Genomic DNA, 18,974 nt, shown 5'->3' with positions numbered 1-18,974 from the left:
TCCCGCTCTGAGCCGCAGCAAAACCAGCCACCGATCCGGGCTTCTACGGGATGCGACTCAACGTAACATCCACAAAGCAGTGGATATTGCTGCGGAAATTGCGGCGTTAACTTTTTGTTAACTATAACTACTGCAAGTTGTTATCACGCAATCGACTCGCGAGGGCTGACTTGAATGGCACTGCGCGGTTTTAGACGGCCATTTTCGACCACTGAAAATATCCTCGGATTTCCACGACCGCCCGCTCCCAATGCCGGCGTCCAGGCTCTCGATCTCGTCTATCAGGCGGCGGATTTGTTCCGCAGCATCGAGGACAGGGCCCGTGCCGGCGAAGCGCGCGCCGAGGCCGCCGAGCGGGCCCAGATCGAAATCATCAACGCCACCGAACGCAAGCTGCGCGACGCCTCGCGCGCGCTTGAAGAGGCCCGGCAACGCATCGAGGTCCAGCAGGAGCAGCTCGAGGCGATCGAATTCCGCGCCCAGGCCGCCGAGGCCGACGCCCGCGAAGCCAGACAATCGCTCGCGCTGGTCGAGGACGCGATTCGCCGGCGGCTGCTGCTCACCGCCGACGAAGCCGCCGCCGGCGGGTCGTCGCAGGTCGCCTGAGGCCACACGGACGCGGTCTCGTAGCCCGGATGAGCGCAGCGATATCCGGGACTCGGTCCCCGCATATCGCTTCGCTCATGCGGGCTACGGCACTCAACGCACCGCTCAATACCCTGCGGCCAGTCCCGAATTGCGGCGCGGGTCGTTGGCGCCGTAGAAGCGGTTGTTGCCGACCGGCTTGCCGCCCAGCGACGGCGCGCCGATGATGATGACGGCGAGATGGTTGGCCGGCTGCGGCGGCCCGAATTTGTGGCCCATGCCCTCCAGAATCTTCCGCGTGTCCGGCGACAGCGTAAAATTCTCGAGATTGGTCGCCTCGGGCAGCCACTGCTGGTGGAAGCGCGGCATGTCGACGGCCTCCTGCGCGTTCATGCCGTAATCGATGGCGTTGATCATGGTCAGCAGCACCGCGGTGATGATGCGGCTGCCGCCGGGCGTGCCGATCACCATCACCGGCTTGCCGTCCCTGGAGACGATGGTCGGGCTCATCGAGGACAGCGGACGCTTGCCCGGCGCGATCGAATTGGACTCGCCCTGCACCAGGCCATAGAGGTTCGGCACGCCGACCTTGGCGGTGAAATCGTCCATCTCGTCGTTCAGCAGCACGCCGGTCTTGGCCGCCGTCACCTTGGCGCCGAACCAGTCGTTCAGCGTGTAGGTCACCGACACCGCGTTGCCGTCCTTGTCGGCGATCGAATAATGCGTGGTGTTGCTGCCCTCGTGCGGCGGCACGCCCGGCTTGATATCCTTCGACACGCCGGCCTTGGCCGGGTCGATCGCGGCGCGGATCTTTGCGGCGTAGCTCTTGTCGAGCAGGCGCTCGAGCGGGTTCTTCACGAAGTCGGGGTCGCCGAGATAGCTGTTGCGGTCGACATAGGCGTGACGCATCGCCTCGATCTGGTAGTGCACGGCCTCGGCCGAGTGATAGCCGAGCTCGCGCAGCGGATAGCCTTCCAGAATGTTCAGAACTTCACAGATCACCACGCCGCCGGAGCTCGGCGGCGGCGCCGAGACCACGTGATAGCCGCGATAGTCGCATTCGACCGGCGCCAGCTCGCGGACCTTGTAATTGTCGAGATCCTCCTGCGTGAGCAGGCCCTTGCCGGCCTGGTTGGAGGCCACGATCGCAGCGCCGACCCAGCCCTTGTAGAAGCCATCGCTGCCGCGCTTCGAGATCTCGCGCAGCGTTTCGGCAAGCTCATGCTGCGTCAGCCGCTCGCCGACCTGGAACGGCTTGCCGTTGTTGTTGAGGAAGATCGCAGCCGAGGCCGGGTCCTCGCGAAAATCATTGGTCGTCGAATGCAGCATCTCGATGTCGCCCTGGTCGAGCACGAAACCGTCCTCGGCGAGCTGCAGCGCGGGCGCGATCAGGTCGGCGCGCTTCATGGTGCCGTATTTCTCGCGCGCGTATTCCATCCCGGCCACCGAGCCGGGTACGCCGACGGCGAGATGGCCCTTGGTCGAGAGGCCCTTGATGACGTTGCCGTCCTTGTCGAGATACATGTTGGCGGTGGCGCCCTTCGGCGCGGTCTCGCGGAAATCGAGGAAAGTCTTGCGGCCGTCGGCGAGCTCGATGGTCATGAAGCCGCCGCCCCCGAGATTGCCGGCCGCCGGATACGCGACGGCTAGCGCGTAGCCGACCGCGACCGCCGCATCGACGGCGTTGCCGCCGCGCTTCAACACATCGACGCCGACCTGGGTGGCGAGGTGCTGGGCCGACACCACCATGCCGTTCTCGGCGGCGACCGGCGCCACCGAGGCGGCGCGCAGCGGCGCTGTGGCCACGGTACCGATCGCTACAATCGCGGCGGCGATCCACCGCACGCGCATCGTTGATTTTTGCATGGACTTACCCCCGGGAACGCCGACGTGTCGCGGCCTAGGTTGCACTTTGAGCGCGTAGGTTTAGCAGGCCGCACGCGCGCGCACTATAGGCGAAGCCGACGTTCAGCGCGTGCGACGCCCGCCTACCGCTCGGGGTCTCGCCTGCCTCTGCGCCGCTGGCGCGCGCCGTCAATCCGCGTTTATCGAACCGAAAGCAGCCAGGCGGAGAATGCGCGAATGATCCGCTCGCGGGGATGGCCTGGCCTGCGGACGACGTAGAACCGATATCCGGGTAGACTGAGGTCAAACGCCTTTACCAGCGCGCCGGACGCCAGTTCGGGAGCCACGAGCACATCGCTGAAAATCCCGACGCCTTGGCCTGCGACGACCGCTTCGATGGCGTGAAGCTCCTCACGGAAACTCAGATGTTGCATGTCCGTGAACTCGGGCAGATTGCGCCATTTGCGCCGCGCGACGGCGAGCCACCGCTGCCAGCTCGGCGGATCGATGTCAGATGGAAACCAATAGGAATGAACGAGGACATGGTTTCGAAGATCGGCCGCACTCTTCAGGCTGCCTCCGGCAGGAAGTAGCGCAGGGCTGCACACCGGCCAATAGGTGTCGCTCAAGAACTCTTCGACGATGCCCTCTCGCGGCACCTGGCGCGAGGTCGCATAGCGGATCGCCACATCGGCATCGCCCGCCGGCAAGTCGAGAACGCTGTCGGTGCCGGTGATATCGAGCGGTGCCTGAGGATGCTGCTTTCTCCAATGCGGCAGGCGGGGCACCAGCCATCGCGCGGCAAAAGCGTTCGTCGTCGTGATGCGAAGGGCCTGCCGATCGTCCTTGCGCCTGATCGCGCCGAGCGCGGTGGCAAAGGCTTCAAGGCCGTCGCGCACCACGGGAAACAGCCGGGCGCCCGCCTCCGTCAACGACATCGGTCGTGGCATGCGCCGGAACAATGCCTTTCCGCAATACTGCTCCAACAACCTGATCTGATGGCTGATCGCCGTCGGGGTGACGCCGAGTTCGGCCGCAGCCTTCTTGAAGCTGAGGTGCCGCGCGGCGGCCTCAAACGCGCGCAGTTCGATCAGCGGCGGCAGCTTGTTCATGCCTCAGCCTAGATGAATTGTATTCATCTTCAAGCTCAATTCTTTGAGTTTGCCTTCCGCGCCGGCAAGGTGTGAGTGATGGCGAGGCACAACGAGGGTAGCCCACCATGACCGCACTCCGATCGATTGCCGCTGAGGCGGCTGAGCTTGGCAACAAATTTGGCGGCACGCTCATGCAGCCGGGCGATGCGGGTTACGACGAGGCAAGACGGGTTCACAACGGGCTGATCAACAAGAAGCCCGCGCTCATCGCACAATGCCGGGATGCATCGGATGTCGCCGATGCGGTCAGGCTCGCGCAGCGACTGGGACTCGAGGTCGCGGTCCGTGGCGGCGGTCACAACGTCGCTGGCCGGGCAACGATCGACGGCGGCGTGATGATCGACCTTTCAGCAATGAAGCGCATCGAGGTCGACCCGGAACGCAGAACGGTGCGCGCACAGGGCGGTGTCACCTGGGCGGAGCTCGATCGCGAGACGCAGAAGCATGGCCTGGCGGTCACGGGCGGCGTCGTTTCGAGCACCGGAATCGCCGGACTGACGCTTGGCGGCGGTCTCGGCTGGCTGATGGGAAAATACGGCCTTGTGCTCGACAATCTTGTGTCGCTCGAACTGGTCAATGCCCAGGGCGAGTTGATACGCGCCAGCAAGACGGATGAGCCGGACCTGTTCTGGGCTGCGCGCGGCGGCGGCGGCAATTTCGGCATCGCCACCACGCTCGAATACCAGCTTCACGCGGTGGGGCCCACCATTACAGGCGGTCTGATCGCATACCCGTTCGATCGCAGCCGTGATGTGTTGTCGCTGTTCCGCGAACGCACGTCGTCGCTTTCAGACGAGCAAATTCTGTTCGCCACGCTGGCCCATGCTCCCGATGGCTCGGGCGTGAAATTGGCGGCGATGGTGACGTGTCATTGTGGCCCGCTCGCAGCCGGCGAACTGGCGATGCGTCCGCTCAGGCAATTGGGCACGCCCGCATTGGACGGGATCGGCCCGATGCCGTACTGCGATCTCAACAGCATGCTGGATGCGGGCTATCCCAAAGGTGCATTCAACTACTGGAAATCGACGTTCCTGCGAGATCTCTCCGACGACGCCATCCGGACAATGATCGAATGCTTTGCGCGCTGCCCGACCCCGATGGGCCAGTTCGTCGTGGAGCATGTCCACGGGGCGGCGGTTCGCGTCGGAATCGAGGAAACGGCATTTCCGCATCGGCAGGAGGGCTACAACTTCCTGATCCTGACTCAATGGCTGGATGCCGCGATGACCGATCGTTGCATCGCCTGGGCCCGCGATACCTATGCGCGGATGGCGCCGTTCGCTGCGGCCGGCAGATATGTCAACTATCTCGGGGACGATGAAGGCGGAGATCCCGTTCCCGCCGCCTACGGAGCGAACTACCGGCGCCTTCGCGAGCTGAAGAGCAAGTATGACCCCAAAAACTTCTTCCGCATGAATCAAAATATCAGGCCGTTAGTCTGATCGAGATCGTGACCGGATTCGCGAGCATAGGATGAACACCGATTTCGAGGTGGCGATCGTCGGTGGCAGTCTTTCCGGGGCAGCGCTCGGGCTAGCTCTGGCAAAACGCGGCATCCGGGTGCTGATTCTGGAACGAGACTCAATGTTCCGCGATCGGGTGCGTGGTGAGGGCATGCACCCGTGGGGCGCTGCCGAGGCGCAAGCCCTTTCCATTCTCGAGCTACTGACCGACGGCTGTGGACAGGAGGTCCCTTATTGGACGCGGCATAACCCGGCTTCGACACCCGTGCGGCGCGACTTGCCCGCGACGACGCCGGGAAAACGGGGATGCGTGACGTTCTATCATCCGGCCATGCAGGAGCGTTTGCTGCGCGCGGCATCGGAGGCCGGCGCGGTCGTCTGGCGCCCGTCCCTGGTCGTGCGCGTCGCTCCGGGCCAAAGGCCAGAGTTGACGGTGCAGATCGGAGGGAGGGAGCAGTCGCTTCAAGTCCACCTTGCTGTCGGGGCTGACGGACGCAACTCGCGTATGCGAGTTTGGGGAGGATTTCGGGTTCAGAAGGATCCTGACCTGCTCCGCATCTCCGGGGTGCTGCACGCAGATCTCGATCTGGACGAGAGCTCCGTTCATTCGCTCGAAGAACCGGTGTCGGGTCGCAAGGTGCTAATCTTTCCGATCGGCGGAAGAAGCTTCCGATCTTACTTCGTTTCGCGCGCTACCGACGGGGCTCCGTTGAGCGGCGAACGACATGCCCAGACATTTCTGGATGCGTGTCTCGCGACGGGCGCGCCGCCGATTTGGCTGAAGCACGCCAGGACAGTCGGCCCGCTGGCCTCCTTCAACGTTGCTGACCAGTGGGTCGAGCACCCCTACTGCGACGGCATAGTGCTGATTGGCGACGCGGCGGCGGCCAGCGACCCATGCTATGGCTGCGGCCTTTCCCTAACTCTGCGCGATGTTCGGACTCTGCGAGATAACATCGCCGCAAATCCCGACTGGTGCGCTGCGGCGGAAGCTTATGCGGACGAGCATGACCGCTACTTCGGCGCGTTGCATCGGATCCTTTCATGGAATCGCAACTTGAGCTATGCATCAGGGCCCGTGGCGGAAGCACGTCGTACGCGCGTGCGCGACCTGCTTCGACGCGACCCCCGGCGTTGGCCGGATTTCCTGGGGTTGGGTCCCGATGCGCCGAACGACGAAGCCGCGCGCCGTCGCTTCTTCGGCGAAGACTGAGTCCGGTACGAGGTCATGCCATGCGGGCTCAGCACTTGAGATCGGTGATCTGACCCGGGTCGCGGTGGTGGGAGCCCAGACGTGACGTCCGCCGCTTACTGAAGGGCAGATTTCCACTTCTGTACCATAGCTGAAAGCCTGTTTGACGATCGAAAAACGGGAGCGATTACGAAGTGTTTTTCCTTTTGTTCGCAGTTCTGATCGTCTGCGCGGTAACGCTTCTGGTGATCTTTGGCTCGGTGCGGTGGGCAGCCGGTTGCCTTGTTCTTCTGGGGTTCGCGCTAGCCGGCGGCTGGACCTATCGCCGCGTCATCGGGCCAATCCATGATGATAGTCCGATGGCCGGATATGGCTCTTTTCTCGCACATCAATTTTTGAGCGGTTATCTTGTCGCTGTGGCGATTTCTTTGCTCGGTCTGCTTTGGTATCGCGCCAGACGTCAAGGCTGATCGCCGTCGTGCGCGGTCCACGCCCTAGCTCCCGCTGCGGACCTTTGCGCTGACCTCGACCGCCAGCACCGCGCCCTGCTCGTCGCGCACGAGAACCCTCACCGTGGTGTCGCCCTGCTCAAAACTGTCCTTGGTGACGTCGCATGCAGTGCGCCGGGCCTGCAGCTCGGCCGACCGCTCGTCGGCCAGCTCGATGCCGTCCTCGTCCCGGAGGACGCGTCCGCTCTCATGGAGGTCAAAGAAGAATTTTGGCACAGTCAGTCCCTAGGCCGCCGGACCCAGATGGAGATAATGCGGGTCGAACTGCCCGAGTTCCTCCAGCCTCGGCTGGTCGAGCAGCTGGAACGCGGAGCGCTCGACCTCGAGCAATCCTTCGCGGCGAAGCTCCTGCAGCACCCGGTTGACGTGCACCGTCGACATCGCCAGGCAGTCTCCCAACTCCGCCTGCGTGATCGGAAGCCGGAACGAGCCATTCGGCGCACGGCCGATGACCTCGAGCCGCCGCCGCAGTTCCGACAGCAGGTGCGCCATACGCGCCAGCCCGGTCCGCCGGCCGACATTGACGATCCACTCCCTGAAAATGGCCGCGTCGATCAGCGTCTCCCGCCAGAGCGCCGCCGCCACGTTGGGGTGCACCTTATTCACGCGCTTCAGCGCGTCATGTGGGACGAAGCCAAGCGTGCACGCGGTCAGCGTGACCAGATCGTGATCCATGATGCCGAGGTGAAGGCTTTGCAGATCGGGAATCTCGCCGGGAACGTGCAGCGACAGGATCTGTCGCTGTCCATCGAACGTGGTCTTGGCCCGGAACATGAAGCCTTCGGCGACGAGGCAGCACTGTGTCGGCCTTTCCCCGTCCCTGACGACAATTTCGCGCGGCCCGACCATGCGTCGTTCGATCGGCAGCTTTTCGAGCATGCCGATGTCTTCCTGATCGAGCCTGTTCGAGACCGTTATCTTTCTCACCAAGGCATCCGCCAGATGGTTGGCCATCGTCCCGTTCCCTGAAAATTCCGGCCAGGACAGGCCAAACGAGCGGTCCCAGCTTCACAAGGGCGGACGATCGACGCTATCTGTCCACCAGTGCCCACTGGCTGTCGTCGGGCGATATGAGGCAAGTCCGCGAGTGCGGACGGTGTTCCTCAGCCGCGTATCGCATTGTAAATGCAGGTCTTCGCCGGACGGAGCACGGCTTGCCGCGCCTTGCGGGGATAGGAACGGCGAGAATTTCATTTCGGTCAGGAGCGAGAGCGGCGTGGAGTTCTTCCAGATCGCCCTCGCATCGACGACAGTCTAGTGGTCACTGCGCTGTGATGTTCTGGGTCGCGGTCGCTGCGCCCGGCGCAGGTTCAGCGGTAATAGCCCTGTCGCGCGACGGCGTAGTATTGCGGGTTGATGCCGCAATAGGCGTCGGTGCCCGACGCCGTCACTACACATTGCTCGTAGGTCGCGAACTGGCAGTTACCGGGATAGCCCCAGATGCGGCCCTGCAGGCAATAGCGGTCGTTCGGGACGTATGCCGACCAGTTGCGGTCGTGGTGACGGTGCCGCGGTCCTGCGGACGCGGCTGAGACGGCCGTGACCGAGATGGCAGCCGCGGTCAGCAGGACAAGTAACGGGCGGTTCATGTTCGGATCCTCAAGATTCGGTTCTCGCCGTTGAGCTTACCAACAAACGCTCTGTCCCCTCCAGCCGTCCCCGGGTTCACATCTGCGACACTATAACCCGACGGGCAACTCAGCCCGAAAAACCTGTCAAGACCTCGCGTCCAAAATAATTCTGTTTACACGAACGGAAAATTATCCTATGATCCGCCCATCTCATCCGATCGAGGGGCGCTTCGCGAGTCGTCACAAGTGTTGCGGTGAGATGCGGTGGCCGCTGCGGCGCGCGAGACGAACGTGCCGAAGCGGACGGTGAAGTCGTGCAGGCCTGACGCCCTCGTGGCAGGTGTCTCCTCACAGGACGCAAAAAAGCGTCTTCGCGAGTGACGGTGACAACAAAGCCCAGTCTCGCCGGGGTGAGCACGTATAAGCCGTAAAACCATTGCGCAGGGAATGCCGGAGTGTCTCCCGCTGAACCTGTATGCTCGTGTGCGCTTCTCTTCTCTACCCTTGCACGCGAGACCGCGGGTGCAGCGCGCACCCGGCATTCCCTGCGCCCTCTGTTTTCAGAGGGCGGAACGAATGGCAAAGCTCGGGCAGATCGTGTCGCGAGAATGAGAATGCACGCTCAAACCCATCACCGTCATCCTGAGGCGCGAGCCTTGCAGCGCAATTGCGCTGCTGGGCGAGCCTCGAAGGATGAATCGGCCCCGCTGGTGGCCGTCGATCCTTCGAGGCTCGCCGAAGAGGCTCGCACCTCCAGCGACAAAGGCCAAGCCTTTGCGCGGGGATGACGGGACTAACGGTACGACTCGCGACCTACACCCCGCCCCTCGCCCGCAGCCGGCTGTGGCGCCTTCCGTACACCGCATAGATCACGAGGCCGACCGCCAGCCACACCGCAAGCCTGATCCAGGTGTCGAGCGGCAGGCCGAGCATCAGGAACAGCGAGGTCGCGGCCGCGGCCGGCGCCACCAGCCAGATCGCCGGCGCGCGGAACGGGCGCGGCAGATCGGGATCGCGCAGCCGCAGCACCAATGTCCCGATCGAGACCACCGCGAACGCGAACAGCGTGCCGATCGAGACGAGCTCGCCGACCAGCCCGATCGGCAGCAGCCCGGCGAGCACAGCGGCGACGGCGCCGGAGAAAATCGTCGAGACATAGGGCGTCTGGAAACGCGGATGGATTCTGGCGGCAACGGCCGGCAGCAATCCGTCATGCGCCATGGCGCGGAAGATCCGCGGCTGCGCCAGCAGCATGATCAGGATCACCGAGGTCAGCCCGAACAGGATGCCGAGCTTGATGAAGGGGCCGAGCCAGCCGATGCCGATGGCGTCGATGCCGACCGCGATCGGATCGGGCACGCTGAGCCGGTCATAGGGCACGATTCCGGTCAGCACGAATCCGACCGCGACATAGAGCGCGGCGCAGATCACCAGCGAACCGAGAATGCCGATCGGCATGTCGCGCTCGGGCCGCTTTGCCTCCTGCGCGGCGGTCGAGATCGCGTCGAAGCCGATATAGGCGAAGAACACCACGGCGGCGCCGCGAATCACGCCGGACCAGCCATAGACGCCGGTGCCGGCATTGGGCGGGATCAGCAGGCCGTCGGGATTGCTCGGCGTCACCCAGTTCGCCAGCGTTACCGAGGATGCGGCGGCGGCAAGAAACAGCGCGATCACGGCGAGCTTGACCGCGACGACGAAGCTGGTGAAGCGCGCCGACTCGCGGATACCGATCACCAGCAGCGTGGTGATGCAGACGATGACGGCCATCGCCGGGATGTTGATGACCGCGCCGGTCGACGACCACGCGCCGGTGTTGGCGTCGTAGGCCAGCGGCGCCGAGGTGAATTGCGACGGCAAATTGAGGCCGAAATCGCGCATGAAACTGACGAAATAGCCGGACCAGCCGACCGAGACCGCGATCGCGCCGACCGCGTATTCGAGGATCAGGTCCCAGCCGATGATCCAGGCGATCAATTCGCCCAGCGTCGCATAGGCATAGGTGTAGGCGCTGCCGCAGATCGGCACCGTCGACGACATCTCGGCGTAGCACAGCCCGGCCAATGCGCAGGCGACGGCGCCGAGCATGAAGGAGAGCGTGACCGCAGGACCGGCATTGGCCGCGGCGGCGTGCCCGGTCAGCACAAAAATGCCGGCTCCGATGATGCCGCCGATGCCGAGCGTCACCAGTTGCAGCGCCGAGAGCGAGCGCCTGAACAGCGGCGTCGCCGCATCGCCTTCGGCGCGCGCCGCCTCCCGCAGCAGGTCGGCGGTCGACTTGCGCTCCCAGAAACTGGCCAAGGACCCTGTCGAGGCGTCGGTCACGGAGCTGCCCTCCGCCGCAGGCCCGGCGGGCTGGATGCGGCGAGCAACTATAACGCGCGAGGCGCCCGAGCGTTCAGGCGCCCGGCAAAAGCCGCTGCGCGAACGCCCTTATCCACCGGCAATAGCGTTACTGACAGGCGTGGCGGCGGCCGTCGCGGCCGAGGAAGGTGCCCGACGCCGGATCGAACGAACGGTAGCGGGCGCAGGCGGACGGAGCCGCCGGCGGCACGGCGTTATAGGCGTCGGCTGGAATGCCGCGCTGCCCGGCCTGGCGGGCCTCGCCCCACGGCGTCAGCCTGCCGCCGTCGATCGCGCTGCGTCCCGGATTCTGCGCGTCAAACAGCGCCGGCTCCGAAAGCTGGGCCATGGCAGGAGCAAACGTCATTCCCACGAGCAGCGCAGCTGCTGCAACAGCCTTGAAGCCGGCCATATGATATCTCCGAACGATCAATTGAAAATTGCCCGGGGACAGCGGCGTCGCCCCTGCGTCCCCCGCTGATGTGGGGAGGACACCACGCGAACGCAGCGGCGGAGCCGGTCACAATGCTGCGAGGCGGCAGGCCGCCCGGCAGGACGGCGCACCCGTCCGGCGTCGCTTCAATGGTTATGCACGTCGGGCCGCGGGTCGGCGACGAAGCCGTCGCGGTTCGGCATTTTGATCGCGCCGAGCGACCTCGCATCGAGCACGGCATTATCAGGCACGATGCCGTTGAGGCTGAGCAGATAGGCCGATACCGCGTAGACATCCTCGTTGCTCAGCGACTGCGGCGCGTTCTGCGGCATCGCGCGCCTGACATAGTCGAACAGCGTCGAGGCGTAGGGCCAGTAGCTGCCGATGGTGCGGATCGGCTTCGGGCTCGCGAGCGTGCCCTGTCCGCCGACCAGACGGTCGCCGATGCCGCCCTGCCCGCGATCGCCATGACACGATGCGCATTGCTCGCCGAACACGACGCGGCCGCGTGCAACGCTGCCGCTGCCCGGCGGCAGATTGGCGCCGTCGCGGCCGATGTCGATGTCCCAGCCGGCGATCTCCGCCGGCGTCGCCGCGCGCCCGATCCCGTAGCGCTCCGCGGCCTGCGTAGCGGCGGGCATCGCCAACGCGGCGGCGAGCAGCGCGACACCGAAGTTACCCCTGCGCATTGCTCACCTCGCCATTGGCATCGATCCGCCACGGCCAGATCGCGTTGTTATGATAGAACGAGTTGAGCCCGCGCACCGCCACCAGCTCGGCCAATGTCGGCTGCACGTAGCCGGTCTCGTCGATGGCGCGGCTCTGGATCACCGCCGGCGTGCCGTCCCAATGCCAGGGATAGCGGAAGCGGGTCAGCGCCCGCGTCAGGACCGGCTCCTGCAGCTCGGCGTCGCGCCAGCTGTTGCCGCCATCGACCGAGACCTCGACGCGCTTGATCGTGCCGTGGCCGCTCCAGGCCAGCCCGGTGATCTCGCAAATGCCCTTGGAAGTCAGCCGCTGGCCGCCCGAGGGCCGCGTGATGATCGACTTCGCCTCCATGTAGAACGAGAATTCGCGGGCCGTGCCGTCCGGCAGCGGGTCGGTGTATTTCGAGGTCTCCTCGCGCGAATAGGCCGGCTCGGCCACCACCTTCAGCCGGCGCAGCCATTTCACGTTCATGTTGCCCTCGAAGCCGGGCAGCAGCAGGCGCAGCGGATAACCTTGCTGCGGCCGCAGCCGCTCGCCGTTCTGGCTGTAGACCAGCATGGCGTCGTCGAGACATTTTTCGATCGGGATCGAGCGCGTCAGCGCCGCCGCGTCGGCGCCCTCGGCGACGATCCATTTGGCGCCGGCCTGCAGGCCGGCCTCGTCGAGCACGGTTTTCAGCGGCACGCCGGTCCATTCGGCACAACTGACGAGGCCGACGAGATCGGAGGCCGTTTTGCCGTAGGGCTTGGTGTAGACCGGATTGCCCGAGCACTCGATGAAGTGAATCCGCGATTGCGACGGGAAGCGGCGGATGTCCTCCATCGTGAACAGCAGCGGACGGTCGACCATGCCGTGCAACATCAGCCGGTGCTCGGCCGGATCAATGGTCGGCACGCCGCCATGGTGGCGCTCGTAGAACAGGCCGTTCGGCGTGATGATGCCGTCGAGCTCCTGCAGCGGCGTGCGGCCCGACGCCGAGATGTACTGCTGCAGAGTCTTGGAGATGTTCTTGACCACGCCCCGCTCATGCACCGACGGCGCGCCGTAGGGCTGGCTGCCCATCGGATCGCCGGGCGCCTTCATCCATTCCGGCACGTTGGGTGGAAGATTATTGTTGGGCTCAGCGAGTGCATTTGTGCCAGCGAGACCTGCCAACGCAGAACCGCTTGCCAACGCCGCACTGGTCTGAAGAAAATGCCTGCGAGACGCCTCTCGCACGCGCTTGCCCCTCGTCCGTTCGCTCATCGACGCTTTCCCCTGACGTTGCAGGTCGAGCCTAGCACCAAACGACCGAGGCCGAGCAATGATCAGGTATGCAGCGTCCGATCAACTGCCCGCGACGACCGGCAATGCCGTGAGCGAGCACAAGACCGAGCCGTCACCCGCGTACCCGCGGACACTCACATGCGTTCGCCGGGCAACAGGCTGGCTTGCTTCACCCAGTCGGCGAACTGGGCTTCGTCGAATTGGTCGTGCTCATGAATATCGAGATAGCGCGTATGCTGTTGCTTCGACGCGCCCGGCGGGACCGGACGCAGCGACGCACCGCGGAAGAACACCACCTTGACGTATCTGGTGAAGACATGGATGCCGAGGAACCAGCCTTGGCCTTCAACACCGTAGAGCGGCGAGTTCCACTTCACCGCCTTGTGCACGCCGGGAACGGCGCGCACGATCAGCGCATCGAGGCTGCGCCCGACGTCGCGCTTCCAGCCCGGCATCGCCGCGATATAGGCCTGCACGGGGGCGTCGCCGTAACCCTTCGCGATCTGCGGATTGCCGCCCGCAAGCAGCCGCGGCTTTGCAGCGCCACGCTTGGTCGCGGCGGCCTTCGTTCCGCGCTTCGCCGATGTCCTGGGAGTCTTGCCGGCCATGTGCCTGTTCCACTCGGTTCGCGCTGTGCAGCGTCGCCCCTAAACCCAAATCATAACGGGCGTGCGATGATGTTGTCGTCATCGATCGCGCCGGTGCGCGGCGGCGGATCGACGCGCGCGACGCTGCGGACCACGGTGCCCGATCGGCGCGGACGCTTATCACGTCACCGGCGGGGTGCCGTGGGTGTGGAACGACTCGATCGTCTTCAGGCCCCAGGCCTGTCCCCGCTTGCGCTCCTCCTCGGTCCACACGATCGGCTTCCAGTCCGGCGCGAGGATCAGGCGGGCACCGGCATTGGCGACTTCGACGCGGTTGCCGCCGGGCTCGTAGACATAGAGGAAGAAGGTCTGCTGGATCGCGTGCTTGTGCGGACCGGTCTCGATATGCACGCCGTGCTCGAGGAAGATGTCGGCGGCGCGCAAAATCTCCTCGCGGCTGTCGAGCGCGTAGGTGACGTGATGGAAGCGGCCGGCCTTGCCGTAATGGTCGCGGGTGTAGGCGAAGTCGTAGCCTTTGTTCGACATCGTCATCCACATCGCGGCCTCGGTGCCGTCGTTGAGCACGATCTGCTCGGTGGTGCGGCATCCGAGATAATTTTCGAAGAACAGGCGGTTGGCCTTGATGTCGACCGCGAGGCAGTTGAGGTGGTCGAGCCTGCGGACATTGACGCCGCGCGCCGGAAAGCGCTGCGCCTGATTCTTCAGCGCCGGCTTCAGCTCGGCGGGTGCCTGGTACCACTCGGTCTCGTAATAGAGCTCGATGACATGGCCGTCGGGATCGCGGCAGCGGAAGGCCGGCCCCTGCCCCATGTCGCCGTCGACCCAGCCGATCTCGAAGCCCGAACCCTTCAGTGCCGCGACGCGGCGCTCCAGCGCCTGCGGGCTGCGGGCGCGCAGCGCCATGTGCTCCATGCCCGAGGTGTTCGACGCCGTCAGCTTGAGCGAATAGCGCTCATAGTCGTCCCAGCCGCGCAGATAGACCGACTCCCCCTTGCGGCCGCTGACGGTCATGCCCATGACGTCGACGAAGAACGCCAGGCTCTCGTCCGGCTTCGGCGTCAACAGCTCCATATGCCCGAGATGAGCGAGATCGAAGATCGGTTCGGGCTGCATGAGACGGTCTCCTTCGCGGACGCCGGCTCGACCTCGCATCATCCATGCGCGCAAGCGGCGGCAGATCGATTTGTACTACTGTACAAAGGATTAGGTCTCGTCAATAAATTGTTGGCCGGCGGAGCGCACAACGGCGTTTCAGGCAACCGACGCAGCCGTCTCGCGGTGTGCCGACAGCAGGCGGCGGATCTCGGCGCCCGACACCGGCCGGCTGAACAGATAGCCCTGCATCTCGGTGCAGCCAAGCAGGCGGAGCATGGTGCGCTGCTGCTCGGTCTCAACGCCCTCGGCGGTGGTGGTCATGTCGCTGGCGGCCGCGATGTTCACCACGGCCTGGACGATGGTGGACGACGCGCCGGTGGCGCCGAGATCCTTGATGAAGGCGCGATCGATCTTGATCTTGTCGAACGGGAAGCGTTGCAGGTAGCTCAGCGAGGAATAGCCGGTGCCGAAATCGTCCAGCGCGATGCGCACGCCGAGCTCGCGCAGCTGATGCAGGATATCGAGCGCGGCCTCGTCGTCGCGGATCAGCACGGCCTCGGTGATCTCGAGCTCGAGCCGCGCGGCCGCAAGCCCGGACGCGGCGAGCGCGGCGGCGACGTTGAGCGCCAGCGTCTGGCTCTTGAACTGGATCGGGGAGACGTTGACCGCGACATGAACATGATCCGGCCAGTTCACCGCTTCGCGGCAGGCGGTGTTGAGCACCCAGTGGCCGAGATCGTTGATCAGGCCGGTGTCCTCGGCGATCGGGATGAAATCGGCGGGCGAGATCATGCCGCGTTCGGGATGACGCCAGCGCAGCAGCGCCTCGCAGCAGCTGACGGTGCCACCCTCGAGATGAAGCAACGGCTGATAATGCAGCTCGAAGCCGCCGTCGGCGATGGCCTGGCGCAGCTCCAGTTCGAGGCCGCGCCGCGCCTTGGCGCGCGCGTCCATGCCGGCCTCGAAGAACCGGTAGGTGCGGCGGCCGTCGCTCTTCGCGCCGTAGAGCGCGAGATCGGCGTTGCGCAGCAGCTGGCCGAGGTCGAGCCCGTCGCCCGGCGCCAACGCAATGCCGATACTTGCGTCGGTCGTGATCAGGTGCCCGCAGCAATCGATCGGCTCACGGATCGCCTGGTAGATCGCGGCCAGCAACTGCATGGTTTCGGTATGACTGCGGATCGCGGTCTGGATCACCGCGAACTCGTCGCCGCCGAGCCGCGCTGCGACGCCGGTCTGGCCGAGGCACAGCCGCAGGCGATCGGCGATCGCCTTGAGCAGCTCGTCGCCGATCTGATGGCCGAGCGCATCGTTGACGCTCTTGAACTCGTCGATGTCGATATACATGACGGCGAGCTGCTCATCGGAGCGCAGCGCCCTCAGCGCCTGCTCCAGCCGCTCGCGGAACAGCACGCGGTTGGGCAGGTCGGTCAGCGCATCGTAATGCGCCATGTGCGCGATCTTCTCGTCGGCGCGGGTACGCTCCGTGATGTCCTCGATGGTCGCCACCCATCCGCCCTCGGCCAGCGGCTTGTTGACGATTTCGATCGCGCGCCCACCGGGCGCTTCCGTCAGCTGCCGCGTTCCCTTGCCGAGCCTGACGTTGCGGATGATGGCATCGCAGAACGCGTCGACATCGCCGTCGAACGAGCCGGTCTCCTGCCGGTGGGCGATCAGCCGGTGCATCGTGCAGCCGGGCTTGGCGATGTCGGGCGAAAGGCCGAACATGTCGATGTAGGGCCGATTGCAGATGATGATGCGCGCAGAGGCGTCGTAGAGCACGAGCCCCTGCGGAATGTTGTTGACGGCGGTCGAGAGGTTGCGGCGTTCGGCGGCGAGCCGCTCGTCCGAGATTTGATGCCGCTTCAACACGAGCAGGACGATGACGGCCAGGATCACCACGGCCGCCATCAGCAGGCCTTCGCGCACGCTCCATTCCGCCGTCGCGCTGCCGAGCAGGCTGCCCACCAACAGACCGGCGCAGAACGCGAGCCCCTTGGTCGAACCGGAGTCGGCATTCCCAGACCACGGATTGCGGTGCTCGACGCTCACGCTGCTGTCTCCCCAGGCGCGGCATCGTTACGCGGCACAAATGGAGAGGGCGTTACAAGTTGCGGTTAGCAATCGGTTACGAGATACCATGAGAGCGGGCGCGGCAAATCGTGCCGGGACGTCCGCAAACCTACGGGCCGCCGAGCTCTCCTCGGACATGGTGAATCCGGCGTTAACAGAAACACCGGGAAATAATCGCGGTCCGTGTCGGAAAGCGACGATTTCATCGCGGAAGCGCGCGAACGGGACGCGCCGCGCCCGCTCGACCAGAACATTTCGTCACCGGGAAAGTGTAGATTTAGCCGATCCGGACCCCGGGGGATTTAACGGTTTTTCCAGCCCCGCCCTGGCATATTGGTCCGGACATTCATCGATCAGAACAAGCCAGGCAAAAACCGTGACATCCTTCGGACGTGTGATCTCTGTGCGCGGCTCACAGGCCCGTGTCGGACTTCTGGCCGCCGGCCAGATGCCGCTTTCGGAAGTGCGAGCAACCGTCGGCCGGTTCGTCAGCATCCGCTGTGCCAGCTCGATCATTGTCGCGATGATCACCGAAGTCTCGTGCGAGGATCTGCCGGCGACGGACAACTACATCGCGACCGCTTCGGTCGACCTGCTCGGCGAGATCCTCGGCGGCGACCGCCCGAAATTCCAGCGCGGCGTGACCCATTATCCGACCATCGGCGATGCCACCGAGCTGATCACGAACCAGGAGCTGCGCACCGTCTATGCGCCGAGCGGCTCGGACCAGATCAATGTCGGCACGCTGCAGCAGGATCGCTCGGTGATCGCCTATGTCGACGTCGAGGAAATGCTCTCCAAGCATTTCGCGGTGCTCGGCTCGACCGGCGTCGGCAAATCCACCGGCGTCTCGCTGCTGCTCAACGAGATCCTGAAGTCGCGGCCGAACCTGCGCATCTTCCTGCTCGACGTCCACAACGAATACGGCCGCTGCTTCGGCGAGCGCGCGCAGGTGCTCAACCCGCGAAACCTGAAGCTGCCGTTCTGGCTGTTCAACTTCGAAGAGATCGTCGACGTGCTGTTCGGCGGCCGGCCCGGCGTGCCGGACGAGCTCGACATCCTCGCCGAGGTGATTCCGATCGCCAAGGGCATCTACACCCAGTACCAGAACTCCGACCGCGTCGGGCTCGGGCTGAAGCGCGTCGATCCGAAGCAGATCGGCTACACCGTCGATACGCCGGTGCCTTACCGCCTCGTCGACCTGTTGTCGCTGATCGACGAGCGGATGGGCAAGCTGGAGAACCGCTCCTCGCGCATCATCTATCACAAGCTGATCTCGCGCATCGACGCGGTGCGCAACGATCCGCGCTACGCCTTCATGTTCGACAACGCCAATGTCGGCGGCGACACCATGGCCGAAGTGATCAGCCATCTGTTCCGCCTGCCCGCCAACGGCCGGCCGATGACCATCATGCAGCTCGCCGGCTTCCCCGCCGAAGTCGTCGATTCCGTGGTGTCGGTGCTGTGCCGCATGGCGTTCGACTTCGGGCTATGGAGCGACGGCGTCTCGCCGATGCTGTTCGTCTGCGAGGAGGCGCACCGCTACGCCTCCGCCGACCGCAACATCGGCTTCGGCCCGACCCGCAAGGCGGTGTCGCGCATCGCCAAGGAAGGCCGCAAATACGGCGTCTATCTCGGCCTGATCACCCAACGCCCGGCCGAGCTCGACGCCACCATCATCTCCCAGTGCAACACGCTGTTCACGATGCGGCTTGCCAACGACCGCGACCAGGCGCTGCTGCGCTCGGCGGTCTCGGACGCCGCCGCCAACCTGCTGTCGTTCGTGCCCTCGCTCGGCACCCGCGAGGTGCTGGCGTTCGGCGAAGGCGTGGCGCTGCCGACGCGGCTGCGCTTCAAGGAGGTGCCGCCGCATCAATTGCCGCGCGGCGAGGCCACCATCGCCACGGTGCCGTCGGTCACCGCCGGCCACGACATGCATTTCGTCAGCGCGGTGCTGGAGCGCTGGCGCGGCGCCACCTCGCATCGCGATACCACGGCCAACGACCCCGGCATGAACGCTCCGGCCGCGCCGCCGTCGCGCTCGATGTCACCCGCGGATGCTCCGATGCTGCAGCCCTCGCTGGGGCTCGATCCGGATCGTTTCTCGCTCTTGAAGAAGCCGCTGCGCTAAT

At 65.0% G+C, this 18,974-nt stretch carries 17 protein-coding genes; 5 read left to right on the top strand and 12 right to left on the bottom strand.

All coding sequences use genetic code 11. The features are described 5' to 3' along the window. Positions 1-294 precede the first annotated feature (294 nt). Positions 295-606, top strand: coding sequence for a hypothetical protein (locus XH93_RS17680; protein ID WP_229175215.1), 312 nt, complete (start codon positions 295-297; stop codon positions 604-606). A 105-nt stretch (positions 607-711) separates the two neighbouring features. Here the strand turns inward: XH93_RS17680 and ggt are convergent, their stop codons facing one another. Then, positions 712-2,451, bottom strand: coding sequence for a gamma-glutamyltransferase (gene ggt / locus XH93_RS17675; protein WP_194474503.1), 1,740 nt, complete (start codon positions 2,449-2,451; stop codon positions 712-714). A gap of 179 nt (positions 2,452-2,630) precedes the next feature. Then, entirely contained in the window at positions 2,631-3,542 is a 912-nt protein-coding gene (locus XH93_RS17670) for a LysR substrate-binding domain-containing protein (protein ID WP_194474502.1), read from the bottom strand. A gap of 107 nt (positions 3,543-3,649) precedes the next feature. Here XH93_RS17670 and XH93_RS17665 point away from each other — a divergent pair, with 107 nt between their 5' ends. The 3 genes from XH93_RS17665 to XH93_RS17655 all read left to right on the top strand — a co-directional run bounded on the left by XH93_RS17665 (position 3,650) and on the right by XH93_RS17655 (position 6,709). Then, positions 3,650-5,026 (top strand): FAD-binding oxidoreductase, encoded by a 1,377-nt coding sequence (locus XH93_RS17665; RefSeq protein ID WP_194474501.1) that lies wholly within the window; start codon positions 3,650-3,652, stop codon positions 5,024-5,026. Between the two features lie 31 nt (positions 5,027-5,057). After that, positions 5,058-6,260: an NAD(P)/FAD-dependent oxidoreductase gene (locus XH93_RS17660; protein ID WP_194474500.1), complete on the top strand. Its 1,203-nt coding sequence runs from the start codon at positions 5,058-5,060 to the stop codon at positions 6,258-6,260. A gap of 173 nt (positions 6,261-6,433) precedes the next feature. Continuing rightward, positions 6,434-6,709 (top strand): hypothetical protein, encoded by a 276-nt coding sequence (locus XH93_RS17655; RefSeq protein ID WP_194474499.1) that lies wholly within the window; start codon positions 6,434-6,436, stop codon positions 6,707-6,709. A 24-nt stretch (positions 6,710-6,733) separates the two neighbouring features. Here XH93_RS17655 and XH93_RS17650 read toward each other — a convergent pair whose 3' ends face one another. The 10 genes from XH93_RS17650 to XH93_RS17605 form a co-directional block, all read right to left on the bottom strand. Then, positions 6,734-6,964, bottom strand: a complete 231-nt coding sequence (locus XH93_RS17650) for a hypothetical protein (protein WP_194474498.1) — start codon at positions 6,962-6,964, stop codon at positions 6,734-6,736. Positions 6,965-6,973: 9 nt separating this feature from the next. After that, positions 6,974-7,702 (bottom strand): Crp/Fnr family transcriptional regulator, encoded by a 729-nt coding sequence (locus XH93_RS17645; protein ID WP_194474497.1) that lies wholly within the window; start codon positions 7,700-7,702, stop codon positions 6,974-6,976. 356 nt (positions 7,703-8,058) lie between these two features. After that, positions 8,059-8,337, bottom strand: a complete 279-nt coding sequence (locus tag XH93_RS17640) for a DUF3551 domain-containing protein (RefSeq protein WP_194474496.1) — start codon at positions 8,335-8,337, stop codon at positions 8,059-8,061. 795 nt (positions 8,338-9,132) lie between these two features. After that, positions 9,133-10,620, bottom strand: a complete 1,488-nt coding sequence (locus XH93_RS17635) for an amino acid permease (RefSeq protein ID WP_194474495.1) — start codon at positions 10,618-10,620, stop codon at positions 9,133-9,135. Between the two features lie 151 nt (positions 10,621-10,771). Continuing rightward, positions 10,772-11,074, bottom strand: coding sequence for a BA14K family protein (locus XH93_RS17630; RefSeq protein ID WP_139482739.1), 303 nt, complete (start codon positions 11,072-11,074; stop codon positions 10,772-10,774). Positions 11,075-11,241: 167 nt separating this feature from the next. After that, the gene (locus tag XH93_RS17625) at positions 11,242-11,784 is read right to left on the bottom strand and encodes a c-type cytochrome (RefSeq protein WP_194474494.1); all 543 of its coding nucleotides are present in this window, start codon (positions 11,782-11,784) and stop codon (positions 11,242-11,244) included. Then, positions 11,771-13,048, bottom strand: coding sequence for a sulfite dehydrogenase (gene soxC / locus XH93_RS17620; RefSeq protein WP_194474493.1), 1,278 nt, complete (start codon positions 13,046-13,048; stop codon positions 11,771-11,773). Before soxC ends, XH93_RS17625 begins: the two co-directional genes overlap by 14 nt. A 155-nt stretch (positions 13,049-13,203) precedes the next feature. Continuing rightward, complete coding sequence (locus XH93_RS17615; RefSeq protein WP_194474492.1) at positions 13,204-13,677, bottom strand: DUF1801 domain-containing protein; 474 nt, start codon at positions 13,675-13,677, stop codon at positions 13,204-13,206. A gap of 159 nt (positions 13,678-13,836) precedes the next feature. Beyond that, positions 13,837-14,790: a catechol 2,3-dioxygenase gene (locus tag XH93_RS17610; protein WP_194474491.1), complete on the bottom strand. Its 954-nt coding sequence runs from the start codon at positions 14,788-14,790 to the stop codon at positions 13,837-13,839. Between the two features lie 138 nt (positions 14,791-14,928). Then, positions 14,929-16,821 carry a putative bifunctional diguanylate cyclase/phosphodiesterase gene (locus tag XH93_RS17605; RefSeq protein WP_371815080.1) on the bottom strand — a complete coding sequence of 631 codons (1,893 nt, stop codon included), beginning with the start codon at positions 16,819-16,821 and terminating at the stop codon, positions 14,929-14,931. A 397-nt stretch (positions 16,822-17,218) separates the two neighbouring features. Here XH93_RS17605 and XH93_RS17600 point away from each other — a divergent pair, with 397 nt between their 5' ends. After that, positions 17,219-18,973 (top strand): ATP-binding protein, encoded by a 1,755-nt coding sequence (locus tag XH93_RS17600; protein WP_194474490.1) that lies wholly within the window; start codon positions 17,219-17,221, stop codon positions 18,971-18,973. The last annotated feature ends 1 nt before the right edge of the window (position 18,974 follow it).

Origin of the sequence: Bradyrhizobium sp. CCBAU 51753 (genome assembly GCF_015291565.1) — a bacterium.
Lineage (GTDB): Bacteria > Pseudomonadota > Alphaproteobacteria > Rhizobiales > Xanthobacteraceae > Bradyrhizobium > Bradyrhizobium ivorense.
The sequence above is the reverse complement of the archived record's forward strand: the minus strand, read 5'-3'. Positions and strand labels throughout refer to the sequence as shown.